The organism is Pseudomonas sp. LB1P83 (assembly GCF_054897885.1).
In genome coordinates, this window is record NZ_CM142709.1 from 3,463,693 (window position 1) to 3,477,998 (window position 14,306).

Annotated in this window: 12 protein-coding genes; 11 read left to right on the forward strand and 1 reads right to left on the reverse strand. The window is 58.4% G+C overall.

Going from position 1 to position 14,306, the window contains the following annotated elements; genetic code table 11:
* Positions 1-3 precede the first annotated feature (3 nt).
* On the reverse strand, positions 4-981 hold the full coding sequence (locus tag ACYZTY_RS15885) for an NAD-dependent epimerase (protein ID WP_461954499.1): 978 nt from the start codon (positions 979-981) through the stop codon (positions 4-6).
* Between the two features lie 614 nt (positions 982-1,595).
* Here ACYZTY_RS15885 and rfaH point away from each other — a divergent pair.
* The 11 genes from rfaH (at position 1,596) to ACYZTY_RS15940 (ending at position 14,298) form a co-directional block, all read left to right on the forward strand.
* A complete protein-coding gene (rfaH, locus tag ACYZTY_RS15890) occupies positions 1,596-2,135 on the forward strand; it encodes a transcription/translation regulatory transformer protein RfaH (RefSeq protein WP_461954500.1) in 540 nt (179 codons plus the stop codon).
* Positions 2,136-2,163: 28 nt separating this feature from the next.
* A complete protein-coding gene (locus tag ACYZTY_RS15895) occupies positions 2,164-3,324 on the forward strand; it encodes an outer membrane beta-barrel protein (RefSeq protein WP_461954501.1) in 1,161 nt (386 codons plus the stop codon).
* Between the two features lie 11 nt (positions 3,325-3,335).
* Positions 3,336-3,869 carry a polysaccharide biosynthesis/export family protein gene (locus ACYZTY_RS15900; protein ID WP_461954502.1) on the forward strand — a complete coding sequence of 178 codons (534 nt, stop codon included), beginning with the start codon at positions 3,336-3,338 and terminating at the stop codon, positions 3,867-3,869.
* Positions 3,870-3,871: 2 nt separating this feature from the next.
* Entirely contained in the window at positions 3,872-6,184 is a 2,313-nt protein-coding gene (locus ACYZTY_RS15905) for a GumC family protein (RefSeq protein WP_461954503.1), read from the forward strand.
* 142 nt (positions 6,185-6,326) lie between these two features.
* The gene (locus ACYZTY_RS15910) at positions 6,327-7,718 is read left to right on the forward strand and encodes an undecaprenyl-phosphate glucose phosphotransferase (RefSeq protein WP_461954504.1); all 1,392 of its coding nucleotides are present in this window, start codon (positions 6,327-6,329) and stop codon (positions 7,716-7,718) included.
* Positions 7,719-7,764: 46 nt separating this feature from the next.
* Entirely contained in the window at positions 7,765-9,105 is a 1,341-nt protein-coding gene (locus ACYZTY_RS15915) for a UDP-glucose dehydrogenase family protein (RefSeq protein ID WP_461954505.1), read from the forward strand.
* 13 nt (positions 9,106-9,118) lie between these two features.
* Entirely contained in the window at positions 9,119-9,823 is a 705-nt protein-coding gene (locus tag ACYZTY_RS15920; protein ID WP_461954506.1) for a WecB/TagA/CpsF family glycosyltransferase, read from the forward strand.
* Between the two features lie 2 nt (positions 9,824-9,825).
* A complete protein-coding gene (locus ACYZTY_RS15925) occupies positions 9,826-10,908 on the forward strand; it encodes a glycosyltransferase (RefSeq protein WP_461954507.1) in 1,083 nt (360 codons plus the stop codon).
* Positions 10,905-12,017, forward strand: a complete 1,113-nt coding sequence (locus ACYZTY_RS15930) for a glycosyltransferase (RefSeq protein WP_461954508.1) — start codon at positions 10,905-10,907, stop codon at positions 12,015-12,017. The genes ACYZTY_RS15925 and ACYZTY_RS15930 overlap by 4 nt, the downstream gene beginning before the upstream one ends.
* Complete coding sequence (locus ACYZTY_RS15935; RefSeq protein ID WP_461954509.1) at positions 12,014-13,327, forward strand: O-antigen ligase family protein; 1,314 nt, start codon at positions 12,014-12,016, stop codon at positions 13,325-13,327. The genes ACYZTY_RS15930 and ACYZTY_RS15935 overlap by 4 nt, the downstream gene beginning before the upstream one ends.
* A gap of 17 nt (positions 13,328-13,344) precedes the next feature.
* The gene (locus tag ACYZTY_RS15940; protein WP_461954510.1) at positions 13,345-14,298 is read left to right on the forward strand and encodes a glycosyltransferase family 2 protein; all 954 of its coding nucleotides are present in this window, start codon (positions 13,345-13,347) and stop codon (positions 14,296-14,298) included.
* Positions 14,299-14,306 lie beyond the last annotated feature (8 nt).

A 14,306-nucleotide genomic window follows, 5' to 3' on the forward strand; every position in this document is an offset into this window, starting at 1 on the left:
GACTCATACCTGATAGAAGTCGCGATACCACTGCACAAACTGCCTCACGCCTGCCTCAACCTCCACGTGGGGCGAGAAGCCGACCCAGTCTGCCAGCGCCGACACATCGGCCCACGTCTTGATGACATCGCCCGATTGCATCGGCAAAAAGTTGCGCCGGGCTTTTATGCCCAATGCCGACTCCAGGCATTCGACAAAATCCAGCAACGCGACTGGCTTGCCACGCCCGATATTGAAAATCCGGTTGATGCCATTGCCAGCCTCGTCCGGAACGGGTGGCTTTGGACGCAACCTGACAATGCTTTCGACAATGTCATCGACATAGGTGAAATCGCGCGCCATCTGGCCATGGTTGTAAATATCAATCGGCTGGCCCCTGAGCATCGCCTCGGTAAACGTGAACAGCGCCATATCGGGACGCCCCCAAGGCCCGTATACGGTAAAAAAACGCAGGCCGCTGGCGCGAAGACCGTAGAGATGGCAATAGCTGTGGGCAAGCAACTCATTGGCTCGCTTGCTAGCGGCGTACAGCGAAACCGGTTGATCGACCGGGTCATCGACGCTGAACGGGAGCTTGCTGTTGGCGCCGTACACCGAACTGCTCGACGCATAGATCAGGTGCGCGGGCCGATAGTGTCGGCAGGCTTCCAGCACGTTCAGGAATCCCACCAGATTCGACTGCGCATACACATCCGGGTTATCCAGCGAATAACGAACCCCCGCTTGCGCCGCCAGATGCACGACCTCGGTGAATCCACTGTCTTTGAATAACGTCATCAAGGCCGGCTTGTTGACTATATCCATCGTCTGAAAACGGAAACCGTGCAACTCACTCAACTGTTTGAGCCGAGCGTGTTTTAATTCCACACTGTAATAATCGTTAAGGTTGTCGATACCGACAACTTCTCGCCCCTCCAGGCACAATCGTTTGACGGTGTGGTACCCGATGAAACCCGCCGCGCCTGTCACAAGAATGGTCATGATGGTTATCCCGCTTGTCCAGTCCGAGGCAATTAGTTATAGCGTTGCAATTGCCGAGATACCAGATTCCATTACATGACCCAATGATGGGTGATCAGTCTCCAGACCCGCTCCGCAGCGCAAGACTACAAATATCATAAAAAGTTTACACCGTTCGACGGAAACTAAATCAGCTTTAAAAACAAATGCTTGCCTACAACCGAATGCACTATTGGACAAAAGGCATATTTTTTGACAAGGAACGTTTGACAGATTATAGAGACTGATCAATAACTACCCGTGGTCTGGTGGAACAGAATACGAGTGCAGTTTCCTTGTTTGCGCTGCTTCACCAGATAACTTCTGAAATCCTTGTTTTTGCTGGCCCCCCTGACAGGGACCGTGCGGTAGCTTTGTCTTCGGAAAACCACTCAAGCTTTATACCCAATACGCTGTCAGATATAGCGCACTTTCATTACCACACTGTTTCAACAATGAGACATGTCATGATTCGTTATTGATACACATTAACGCACCCGACAAGAACAACCTCTCTGTTTGGCTTTAAATACTCTTCGGGCCTTAATAGAGCCTCCTGCCTGCCTAAACTTTCGATACTCACGAGGTTTACCAGCATGTCAGCCATCAGCTCCGAACGTTCCAACTGGTATCTGTTGCAATGCAAGCCTCACCAGGATGAACGCGCCCACATCAACCTGCTTCAACAAAACTATGTCGTGTTTCACCCTCAACTGTTGAGTGAACGCATCCTTCGTGGCAAACGACACCACGTACGCGAGTCCCTCTTCCCCGGGTATCTGTTTATCCATCTTGGCGGTAACGATAACTGGTCGCCCATACGATCTACGCGCGGCGTCAGTCGTATTGTCGAATTCAATCACGGTCCTGCGACGGTGACCGAGTACGTCATCGAGCATCTGCGTGCGCGCTGTAGCGAATCCGCAGAGTCCCCCAATGACCCACCCCTGACGCCCGGCGATCACCTGCAAATTATCCGCGGTCCGCTGTCGACGCTCGAAGGTGTTTTCATCGCGTCCCATGGGTCTGAGCGCGTCATGATCCTGATGCAGTTCCTTAATCGGGAACAGGCTATTTGCTTGCCATTAGGTGACCTTGAACGTCAGCACGCCTCACACCACTCTCTAACTCTCTGATTTCCATGTTTTTTCCAGGAGCCATGACATGGCCTTGAACTCACGTTGCCCTTTTGCACTGATCATGGCTTCTCTCTACCCTGGAATGGCCTGGAGTATTGATCCGGCGCCTATTGATGTTTACGGGTTCGATTTCACACCCACCTTTCTGTTTTCAGAAAGCCATGACGATAACTTCCGGGAGGTGGAGAACAATAAACAATCCTCCATGATCACCAAGTTGGTGCCCAACTTCGAACTCAAGGCCGAAGATCGCAACAGCGCCACCCGACTGATCTGGCAGCCTGCCCGCTACATTTATCATGACGAGTCGGATGCCTCGTACACCGCACAACGGGTGCGGGCGGACAGCGTCATGGAATTCACCGACCGCCACCGTCTGAAACTCGAAGCCGAGTATCGAAAATACGAGCGCACCGAATCGACTGCTGTCGAAGGCGTCAATGACAAGCTCAACAACAAACGGGTGGGAGGCCTCTACACCTACGGCGCCAAGAGCGCTGACAATCAGATCGATTTCGGCGCCAGCTACGCAGAACTCCGTTACGACAATGCCGACGGCATCAATGACGACAAAGAGCGCAATACCGCCGGTCTGACGACCACCTGGTATCACCGCATCGGCAGCAATACCCGTGGCCTGCTCGAATACGACCACACCCAATTTGACTACCAGCAGCCCGACAGCCCGCGCAGCAGCAAATCCAACGCAGTGTTGGCCGGTGCCGTCTGGGATATCACTGCAAAGACCACCGGTAAAGTCCGCGTCGGGTATGAGAAAAAGGACTTCGACAGCAGCGAATCCAAGGACCTCGATAACCCCACCTGGCAAGTGGACCTGCAATGGAAGCCGCGAACGTATTCAACGTTCACCTTTGTGGCCCGTCAGGCCCTCGCCGAAGGCGACGATGGCGCCGATGCCGTCAAGTCGACCTTCACTCAGGTCGGTTGGCGCCATGGCTGGACCGAACGGATCACCACGGTGGCACAAGCCGGATTCGGTCGTTATGTCTACGAGGGCCAAAGCCGCACGGACGACCTGCAGGACTACAACCTGGCCGTGATCTATGCGATGCGCCGGTGGCTGGATATCGAACTCGGCTATCGGTTCCGCGATAACGACTCCGATGCCGACAACGAAAGTTTTACCCGCAATGTGGTTCAGATCAGCTTCAACGTAAGCCTCTAGAGGGTTTCGCCATGAACTCACACACACTCGGCTTGTTGTTCGCATTGGCGGTTCTACCCAACACCTATGCAGCAGACCCCGGCACTCAGTACAAACTGGCCGCTGGCGATGTCTTGCGCATCATCGTATTTGGCGAGCCAGAGTTGAGCATGAAAAAGATCCGCCTGAGCGATGCCGGCACCTTTTCCTACCCCTTTCTGGGGGAGATTTCCGCGACGGGACTGACCCCCGGTCAAGTCGAAAGAATCATCGTCGACGGACTCAAACAAGGGTATCTGACCGACCCGAAAGTCAGCTTGAGCCAGATCGAATACCGCCCGTTCTACATCAACGGCGAAGTGAAAAAACCCGGTAATTATCCATTCATACCCGGGCTGACGCTGGAGAAAGCCATCGCCCTGGGCGGTGGCTTGACCGAGCGGGCCTCGATCAAGCGCGTGACCATCGTGCGCGGTGACGGCGGCGCCACACTCACCGATGAGGTCACCCGAAGCACCACGATTGCCCCCGGCGATACCATTTCCATTGCACAAGGGTTTTTCTGACCATGGACAACAGCCCTAGCCCCTACGTCGAGCGTCCTCTTCAAACGCATGTGCATCAGCCGTACAGCGAACGTCAGGACACCATTGACTTGCTCAACATCTGGAGGGTGATCTGGCGCGCCAAATGGACCATCGGATGGCTGGTCCTGTTCTGCTGTGCCCTGGCGGCCATTGCGGTGTCGGCCATTACCCCGCAATACATCGGCAGCACCACTTTGCTGTTCAACGATAAAACACCGCCCCTGATGTCCTTCCAGCAGGTCAAGGATTCAGGCAGCAACGCCACCGAATACTTGCAGACTCAACAGGCGCTCCTGCAATCACGGGACCTTGCCGAACGCGCGGTGAAAAAACTCAACCTGACGACCCACCCGGTCACCGACCCGCGCCAGCAACCGAAGCCGTGGTTCACACCGCGCAAATGGCTGGCGGACCTCGACCTGGACCAATGGCTGCCAGGACTGGGCACGTTGGCCCCGGTGAAAGACGCGCCCAGCGAGGAAGATGTTTTCAATCAGGTCACGCAGAACCTCATGTTGCACACCAGCGTCAAGTTCGTCGGCAAGAGCCAACTGCTGGAAATCGAGGTCGAACTGCCCGATCCGGTTCTGGCGGCAGCAGCGGCAAACGCGCTGGCCCAAGGCTTTACCGACAGCCAACTGGACACCAGCGAGAAGTCCTCGCAGACCACCACGGCGTGGATGAACACACGACTCGTCAAGCTGCGCGACAACCTGCGCACCGCCGAGAAAAAGCTTCAGGGATACCGGGAGGAGCAAGGCCTGGTCGACGTTGGCGGGGTCGCAACCATCAGCGCCAACGAATTGGAAATGACCGGCAATCGTATGGTCGACGCCCGTCGCAACCGCGCTGAAGCCGAGAGCGAATACCGTCAGGCGAAGGCCCTGAGCAGCGGCGATTTGAGCCGGCTCTCCAGTGTGCCGGCGGTCTTGAGTAACCCTTTGGTCCAGCAATTCCAGGCGGATCGGGCCAAGGCACAAGCCAAGGTCGATGAGCTGGCGGGGCGCTATGGGCCGAAACACCCGAGCCTGATTTCCGCGCAATCCGAATTGCGCGCCGCGACCACCAGCCTGCAGTTGCAGGTTCAGCAAGTGGTCGCCGGGATCGAACGCCAATTCCAGCTGGCCTCGGCCAGTGAAGCCTCGCTACGCCAATCCTTCAACAGTAACAAGGCGCAGATCCAGGACATCGCCCGCAAGGAATTCCAGTTGCGCGAGTTCCAGCGTGAAGTCGACAGCACCCGCGCACTGTATGAAACCTTCGTCACCCGCTTGAAGGAAACCGCCGCCACCGCCGACATGGACTCCACCAAAGTGCGCATCGTCGATCCGGCCATTGTTCCTGTCGAAGCGAGCAAGCCCCGTAAAACATTGATTGTCGGGATCGTCGGTTTGATCGCGACGGTGATCGGCATGGCGCTGGCCTTGCTCATGGACAAACTGAGCAACACCTTCAAGACTGATGAGTCGATCGAAAGCACGCTGAACATTCCGCTGCTCAGCGTCGTTCCGCTGGTCATGAAGAAAAGCCGTCGGCAACTGGCGCGGTTGTTCGAAGACAATGAAAACCCGCGCTTCTCCGAGACCATTCGCAACCTGCGCACCTGGCTGATGTTGCAAAGCAGTGACATGCCGTCGCAGGTGGTGCTGGTCACGTCGACCGTGGCCGGTGAAGGAAAAAGCACGATTGCCAACAACCTGGCCAGCTCACTCACACCCTTGGAGCGTGTGCTGCTGATCGATGCAGACATGCGTCAGCCAACCCTGTCGCTGAACTTCGACTTTCCGCCTGACAGTCCGGGACTGGCCAATGTGATTGCGGGCACTGCCCGGCTCGAAGACTGCATCGTTTCGGTGGGCAACCTGGACATGCTGCCGGCCGGGAGGATGACGCCTGCATCGCAGGATCTGTTCAGCGCACCGCGCCTGCCATCCCCTGCGGACCCGCTCAGTTCGACACGCCAGCCGCCGCCACAGGACCTGCTCAGCTCACCGCGCATGGCGCGCATGCTTGAGGTACTCAAGTCGCGTTACCGCCACATCATCATCGACTCTCCCCCTGCAGAGATGATCAGCGACGCGCTGTTGCTGGCCAGGCATTCGGATGCCGTGATCTATGTGGTCAAGGCCGACAGCACGCCGATCAATCAGGTGCAAAGAGGCATTTCAATGTTGCAACAAAGCCATGTACCGGTATTTGGCGCAGTGCTCAATCAAGTCGATCTGCGCAAGGCACGCAAGTACGGCTACAACCATTCCCGAACGTTCTACAACTACGACTTCGTGCCCAGGTAACAGCCGGTCACGCTTTTGCTGCACCTCTATCTGCCCCTCACACCTCGCTTCACCTCTGCCGAGCTACGGAAAAGCCCTGCGGAAGCCACGTCGTGGCTGCCGTTCAGTGCCGATAGATCACTCATGCCTCGAGGTCAAGCCCATGACTCCGCAATACACCGCTCACATTGCACATCGCCGAGGCCTGACGTTCTGGGGCCAGTGGTTATGTGCGATGACACTGGCCATCTCGCTGCTGACGCTACTGGTGTATTGGCGTGTTGGCAGTCTGACCAGTGAATACCGCATCCTGATGATTTTGACCGTGCTCGGTTCGGTACCCATCTACAGCATGATGCAGGTCTACCACAAGCGACACGGCCTGGTGGTCGGGCTCGGCCGGTTACTGGCCGGCTGGTTGATCCTGCTGGCAGTGCTGGCGGCCATTGCTTTCACCACCCAGACCAGTGCGATTTACTCGCGCCAGGTCATTATGGTCTGGGCAGTGCTGGGCTTTTTCGTCCAGGCTGCGACTTTCCTGCCCTTGCATTATTTCGCCCGGCTGCATTCGCGAATGATCTGCAGGGAACGTCGCTCGGTGATCATCGGCACTTGCCCGACCGCCCATGAACTCGCGAAAAAACTCTCCCAGCCGAACCGCGCGCTGGTATTGGGTTTCATCGCCGCCGCCGATAGCAGCGGCCCGGCACCGAGCATTCTGCCGCTGCTGGGTCACGTCGACGGGATCCGCGAGATCATCACCCGCCTGGACGTACGCCGCGTCTACATTGTCCTGACGATGGCGCATGCCGCCACCATCGAAGCGCTCTACATCGATCTGCTGGACATGAACGTCGACGTGGTGTGGATTCCGGATTTCGGCAGCATGGTGCTGCTCAATCACTCGATCTCTGAAATCGAGCGAATGCCGGCGATTTACCTCAACGAGAGCCTGATCAGCTCGCACCCCGCCAGCCTGTTTTGCAAGGACCTGTTCGAACGCAGCCTGGCCGCCGTGGCCATTATTGCCCTCAGTCCGTTGCTCTTGATGGTAGCGATCGCCGTCAAGCTGACCTCCGCCGGTCCCGTGCTGTTCAAGCAAAATCGCCACGGCTGCAACGGCGAAGTGATCAAGGTCTGGAAATTTCGTTCGATGCGCCTCCACGACGATCGCGAAGTTCACCAGGCCACCCGTGACGATGATCGCGTCACGCCGCTCGGACGCTTTCTGCGCCGCAGTTCCATCGACGAGTTACCGCAGCTGTTCAACGTGTTGTTCGGGCAAATGGCCCTGGTCGGCCCCCGCCCGCATGCCGTCACCCACAACATTTACTACACCGGCAAAGTGCGCGCCTACATGGCCCGTCACCGCCTCAAACCGGGGATTACCGGGTTGGCCCAGATCACCGGGCATCGAGGCGAAACCGAAACGGTGGAAAAGATGCAGCTGCGCGTCGCCCAGGACCTCAACTACATCAACCAATGGTCGCTGTGGCTGGACATCAAGATCCTCATCAAGACGCCCTTCACCTTGTTCTCGAAAAACATCTATTGACCCCTGCCCATCGTTGATCGCTGTCACGACGACCCGAGGTTTGATCATGAATGTGAGCGTATTCGGTATTGGTTACGTTGGACTTGTCCAAGGCGCGGCGCTGGCAGAAGTGGGCCACAACGTCCTCTGCGTGGATGTCGACGCCGACAAGGTACAGGCGTTGCAGGATGGCACGCTGCCGCTCTATGAGCCGGGGCTGAAAAGCCTGGTCCACAACAATTACCAGAGTGGACGACTGCAGTTCGGCACTGACCTTGCCAGCGCTGTCCACCATGGCGATGTGCTGTTGATTGCCGTTGGCACACCGCCAGACGAAGACGGGTCGGCAGACCTCAAACATGTACTGAGCGTTGCGCAAACCATCGCGCTGAACATGGACCGGCATCACATCATCGTCGATAAATCCACCGTCCCCGTCGGGACCGGCGACCGGGTGCGGGCGCACATCGAGCAGGTGCTGGCCGACAACGGTCGCGCAGACCTGACCTTCGACGTGGTCTCCAACCCCGAGTTTCTCAAGGAAGGCTGCGCGGTCGAAGACTGCATGCGCCCGGACCGGATCATCATCGGCACCGACAGCCAGCACGCCGAAGAGGTCATGCGGGAACTGTACGAACCGTTCAATCGCAACCGCGAAAAGATCATCGTCATGGACCTGCGCAGCGCCGAACTGACCAAGTACGCCGCCAACAGCATGTTGGCGACCAAGATCAGCTTCATGAACGAAATGGCCTGCCTCGCCGAGAAACTGGGTGCCGATATCGAAATGGTCAGGCATGGCATCGGCTCTGATCCGCGCATCGGTTATCAATTTATCTATCCGGGTGTGGGCTACGGCGGTTCGTGTTTCCCCAAGGACGTCAAGGCGCTGATACACGCCGCCGCCAGCGTCGACATCGATGCTCGGGTACTCAAGGCCGTCCAGTCGCGCAACGACGAACAGAAAGCCAGCCTGTACACCCGGATTTTCAATCACTTCGATGGCGCACTTCGCGGCAAGACCTTTGCCCTGTGGGGCCTGAGCTTCAAACCCAACACCGACGACATGCGCGAAGCCCCCAGCCGGGTATTGATGGAAGCCTTGTGGCGTGCCGGCGCCAGCGTCCAGGCGTTCGACCCCAAAGCCATGGAGGAGGCCCAGCGTATTTATGGCTCGCGCGATGACTTGACGCTAGCGGGCACCAAGGAAGCGGCGCTGAAAAATGCCGACGCCTTGATCATCGTCACCGAGTGGCAATCGTTTCGCGCACCTGACTTCGACCTGCTCAGCCGGCAGCTCAAGCAACCGCTGATTTTCGACGGACGCAACTTGTTCGATCCGCAGCGGTTGAGCAAACGCGGTTTCACCTATGTCTCCGTGGGTCGACAGACCTACCCGGTCATCTGAAGGGAGTCGCGCCATGATCAGGTTGCAAATAGTCAGGCATTACTCACCGAAGTTACTCGACGCCAACCAGGCCTATTCCTTCATCAACTTTGCTTCTATCGGCTGCCTTTTCGAACAGGCCCCAGGCACCGTCGCCTACTTCTGCGACGGCATGCTGATGTCGACGTTCATGTCGCGCGTGACCGGCCGTACGATCGGCCGGGTCAGCTTTGATTTCACCTCGATTGCCGACGCTGTTCTCAGCAGCGCCGAGCAACAGGGCAAGCGCGTGTATTTCGTCGGTGCCCGCCAGGCTGAACTGGATCTGTTTGTCGGCAAGATCAAGCTGCTTTATCCGCGGCTGACCATCGCCGGTTATCACAACGGCTACTTCGATGCGGCACAGGCCCGGTGCATTCAGGCCGACATCTGCCGCAGCGAAGCAGACATCCTGATCGTCGGCCTGGGTGCCGGGCTGCAGGAGCAGTTCGAACAGGATGCTCTGCGTGCAGGTTTTCGGGGGGTCGCCTTCACCTGTGGCGGGTTCATACGCCAGGAAGCCATGGCCACGCAGCATTACTACCCGGCAATGATCAATCAACTGCATATGCGCGCGTTTTATCGGATGTATCGCGAGCCGCATACGATCAAACGCTACCTCATCGACTACCCCAGTAATTTTTTGCACCTGTTGAGGATGATCGTTCAACGCAAAGTTGCCATCAGCGTTGGAGAATGACCATGCACATCCTGTTCATTCTCAAGGACTTCAAATCGGGTGGTGGCGTCGAGCGCGTCCAGCAACGGTTGTCCGAGCAGTTTCTCAAGGATGGCCAGCGTGTGAGTTTTTTCGTCATGAACGGTGACACGCCGGACACTGAAGGTGCGCCAACGCTGGGCAGCGGCAGCGGCAGCGGCATCGTCGGCCTGCTCAAGTCCATTGTGCTGTTGCGCCGGCTCATTCACCGTGAGGGCGTCACCCACCTCATTTCCGCCAAGGAGCAGGCCAATCTCTGCACCTGGTTCGCCACCCGGGGCCGTCCCTGCAAAGTCATCTATAGCCGCCACGCGGCACTGGATTGCACTGAACAGAAAACCGGCCCTTCAAGCCTGCGCCTGCTCTATTCGTTGTACCTCTGCGGCAGCGGCAAGGTGGTCACGGTCTCCATAGCCTTGCGCCAGTCCCTCGTCGACTGGATGCCCTGGGGTCGGCAACGGATCCGCTATTGCCCCAACGCCGTCGTCACCGAACAACTGCTTGAAGCCGCACAAGCGCCGCTGCCCACCGATTTACCCCGCGACTATTGGTTGAGCGTGGGCCGATTGGTGGGACCTAAAGGGTTTCATCTGTTGCTGGATGCCTACGCCCTGGCGTTGCGCAGCGAAGCACTGCCGGATCTGGTGATCGTCGGCGACGGTCCCTTGCTTGACGCACTGACCACTCAGGCAAGCCGACTGGGCATCACGCACCGGGTGCATTTCACCGGATTCCTGAGCAACCCCTATCCGCTGCTGAGGCACGCACGGCTGTTCATTCTGAGCTCCGTGCAGGAAGGCATGCCGACCGTCCTGATCGAGGCGCTGGCGCTGGGCACGCCCGTGCTGGCATCCGACTGCGAGACCGGGCCCAGGGAGCTGCTGGACAACGGTCGACTGGGTCAACTGGTCGCCGTCAACGACGTACCGGCGTTGGCGCGGGGAATGCTTCAAAGCCTGGCGGCCCAGAGCGGCGTTGCGCCCAGCGCAAAAATGCTCAGTGACGCCATCCATCCGTACACCAGCCGGTACGCCGCGCAAGCGTATTACCAGGTATGGAACCAATGAAAAAGTTGCTGATTATCCTGCATGACCTCAGCGCAGGCGGGGCTGAAAAAATGATGGCGCGCCTCGCCAGTGCCCTGGTGGACGCGGGCAATGACGTGACATTGCTGATGCTCACCGGTGGCGGCGTCCATGCAGTGCACCTCGACCCGCGGGTCAAGAAAGTCGAATTGCAAAGCCAGCGCACCGCGCGTGCGGTGCCGGCCCTCGCGCGATTTCTGCGCGCCAATCGCTTCGACGCACAACTGGCGGCCCTCACTCACGTCAACGTGGTGGCCATCCTCGCCGCCTCACTGTCAGGGACACTGGCACGGCTGCACGTCAGCGAACGCAACACGTTTTCCCATGACAAGCACGTTAACCAAGGCTTCATGGTGCGGCTGGCGTATCGGGTGGCCCCCCTGTTGTATCGGCTCATCCCCAACCCGGTGATCTGCGTCTCGCGAGGCGTCGCCCAGGACCTGGTCGACACCACCCTTGCACGTCTCAAGGACGTGACCATTGCCGACAATCCGGTCCTCGACGACGACTTTCGCGACAAGCCGCCGGGGCGGCCGAGTCACCGCTGGCTGTTGCAAAAGTCCAGCCCGGTGATTGTCGCCGTGGGTCGCCTGGCCCCGCAAAAAGGCTTCGACACCTTGATCAACGCCTTCGCGAGGTTGCCGGACGCCAACGTTCGCCTGATCATTTTTGGCGAAGGCACGCTCAGGGTGCAGTTGCTTGAGCAGGCCTGCACGCTGGGTGTGGCCGATCGGTTCGACTTGCCAGGCTACACCCGCGATCCCATGGCAGAAGTGGCCGCGGCCGACTGCTTTGTGCTGTCGTCACGTTTCGAGGGCAGCCCCAACGCGCTGGTCGAGGCCTTGTCCACCGGCACCCCGGTGGTGTCGACCCGCTGCCCCCATGGCCCGCAAGACATTCTCATCGGTGGCCTCGTCGCGCCGCTGGTGGCCGTCGACGACCCAAGCGCATTGGCGCAGGCCATCGCCCTGCAACTCTCGACACCGCGAGACCTGCAACGCCAGTCCCGCATCGATGCCGCCGCGCGTTTCATGAATGCCAGCGCGGTAGAAACCTACCTCGCCGCGCTGCTCCGGAGGCCATCGCCATGAGCACACTGGAGATCCGATATTCCACACTGCGCGATGCGTTCACTCTGTTCGGTGTGCTGTTCTACATCCAGGTGATCACGTTTGTCCTCAGTCTGGGTGGAGCGTCCAGCTTTGGCGACATCGATAAAGACCTCGAAGGCAACGTCGCCAACCAGGTCTGCGGTCTCATCACATTGTTGGTGCCGTTGTTCTTCTTCATCCGCAACAAGGTGTTCCTCAGCAAAACCTTTTACCGCAGCAACTTCTTTTTGCTGGTGTTCATGCTCTGTGTCATCGCATCGATCGGTTGGTCCCACGACCCGATGCTGAGTTTCAAGCGGTTTATCGCGATGCTCAGCGTGGTGTTTTTTGCCGGTTTCATTGCCTACAACTACCCCCTTGAAAAAATCACCTTCATGCTCGGCTGTGCCATCGGCGTGGCGGCGTTGATCGGGTTGATGCTCGCCGTGGTCATGCCTGACGTCGCGTTCTTGTCCGGTGGCATTCGGGACGGTGCATTCAAGGGGATTTTCGCCGAAAAGAACGCCGGGGCACGGCTCAACGCAATCGCCATCCTGCTGTTGCTGCCGATGATCCGCCAACGCAACCGCTGGGCCCTGTTCTGTTCGTTTTTTTCGCTGATCGCGATCCTGCTCGCCCAGTCGGCGACCGGCGTGGCATTGATCATTTCCGGTACGGTGAGCTACTGGTATTTCCTCACCCTGATCCGCTTGCATATCAACCGCTCGCAGTGGCTGTTCTTCGGTTGCACGCTGGTGTTTCTGCTGGTTTGCCTGTTGCTGTACAGCCACGTTGCGTGGCTGCTGGAGATTGCCGGTCGCGATCCGTCGCTCACTGACCGCACGATGATCTGGGAGCTGCTCGCGCCGTTTGTCGACGAACAATGGCTCAAGGGTTACGGCTTCGGTGCCTTCTGGGCCAGCCCCGACGCCAGTGCCTTCATCACTCGCTGGGGCTACATCGGCAACGCCCACAGCGGCTACATGGAGACCCTGCTCAACGGCGGCGTTATCCAGTTGACTGCGCTGGCGCTGCTGCTGGGCGAAGCGCTGCTCAAACAGTACCGCGCCGTGACGGCGAACCAGGCGGCACGGTTTCGCGCCAGCGCCCTGGTCATCATCGGCTTGTTCGTCGTCACCAATTATGTGGCGTACGTGATTCCCAACTATCGCTCTGCCGAGTTCCTGGTGTTCTGCACCTTGGCCCTGTCCTTTCGGCATCACCACGCGACATTCCCCGAGTTATCACCGACAACCCTGCGTCAGCGTCCGTCTGGCAAGGGTTTAGCGCGCGATTCAGCCCAGGCGTGACAAAAGGAGAAACACCCGTGCCCAACCAAGCCTCCCCTTCAGCACATTCAGTGTGCGTCGTGATCCCGCTGTACAACGGCGCCGACAGCATTGAGCAAACACTGGCGTCCCTGGTCGGGCAAACCCGACTGCCCGATCACGTCATCGTCGTTGACGATGGTTCCACCGATGACGGGCCACAGCGGGTCAGAGACTTCGTGGCGCCGTTCCGCCTGACGCTGTTGCAGCAGGCCAACGAAGGCCAGGCCAGTGCCCGCAACAACGGATTGCGGCACAGTGAAGAGACGTTTGTGGCGCTGCTCGATGCCGATGATCAATTTCGTCCGCAAAAGCTCGAGCTGCAATTGGCGCTGTACGACGAACTCACTCGTCAGGGACGGCCGGTGGGGCTGATCGACTGCTACACCCAGGTCAATTACAGCGACGGCAGGCGGCAGCTGGACAACCACCTCAAGAACGGCCGGCATTTCTACGATTTCATCCACGCCAACGTCCTCAATGGCGTATCCACCGCGCTGGTCAAGCGCGAGGTGATCATGCAATACGGCGGCTTCGATGCCAGCCTGCGTTACTCCGAAGACCGTTTCATGTGGACCCGGATCGCTGAACACTGGGAGGTCCACACGGTGCCACAGGTGCTGCTGGAGCGCACAGTCAACGGCGGCAACATGACCGCGCAACCGAAAAAGTACTATGCGAACAAAATCAGGTTCATCGACGTGTACCTCGCCCGCTATGGCGCACAGCTCAGCAAGCAGCAACGGATCGATTTTGTGCTGGGCAACCACACCGATTTTCTCAATGCCTTTTCCCGACGTGGCGAGCATGCCGAAGTGATCGGCGTGTACCGGCGAATGCTGGAGTATTCCTGGCAAACGCTGATCTTCGCCAATGGCAAACCGACCTTGCGCTACCTCTATGCCTGCGCCCGAACCTTGCGCAAGGCAACGGCATCAACCACCGCTCATTGAACCGGTAT

Bases quoted from the DNA above. Each gene is read 5' to 3' on its own strand.
- ACYZTY_RS15895 (WP_461954501.1), top strand. From the start codon at position 2,164: ATGGCCTTGAACTCACGTTGCCCTTTTGCACTGATCATGGCTTCTCTC.
- ACYZTY_RS15885 (WP_461954499.1), bottom strand. From the start codon at position 981: ATGACCATTCTTGTGACAGGCGCGGCGGGTTTCATCGGGTACCACACC.
- ACYZTY_RS15900 (WP_461954502.1), top strand. From the start codon at position 3,336: ATGAACTCACACACACTCGGCTTGTTGTTCGCATTGGCGGTTCTACCC.
- ACYZTY_RS15920 (WP_461954506.1), top strand. From the start codon at position 9,119: ATGATCAGGTTGCAAATAGTCAGGCATTACTCACCGAAGTTACTCGAC.
- ACYZTY_RS15915 (WP_461954505.1), top strand. From the start codon at position 7,765: ATGAATGTGAGCGTATTCGGTATTGGTTACGTTGGACTTGTCCAAGGC.
- rfaH (WP_461954500.1), top strand. From the start codon at position 1,596: ATGTCAGCCATCAGCTCCGAACGTTCCAACTGGTATCTGTTGCAATGC.
- ACYZTY_RS15935 (WP_461954509.1), top strand. From the start codon at position 12,014: ATGAGCACACTGGAGATCCGATATTCCACACTGCGCGATGCGTTCACT.
- ACYZTY_RS15905 (WP_461954503.1), top strand. From the start codon at position 3,872: ATGGACAACAGCCCTAGCCCCTACGTCGAGCGTCCTCTTCAAACGCAT.
- ACYZTY_RS15910 (WP_461954504.1), top strand. From the start codon at position 6,327: ATGACTCCGCAATACACCGCTCACATTGCACATCGCCGAGGCCTGACG.
- ACYZTY_RS15925 (WP_461954507.1), top strand. From the start codon at position 9,826: ATGCACATCCTGTTCATTCTCAAGGACTTCAAATCGGGTGGTGGCGTC.
- ACYZTY_RS15930 (WP_461954508.1), top strand. From the start codon at position 10,905: ATGAAAAAGTTGCTGATTATCCTGCATGACCTCAGCGCAGGCGGGGCT.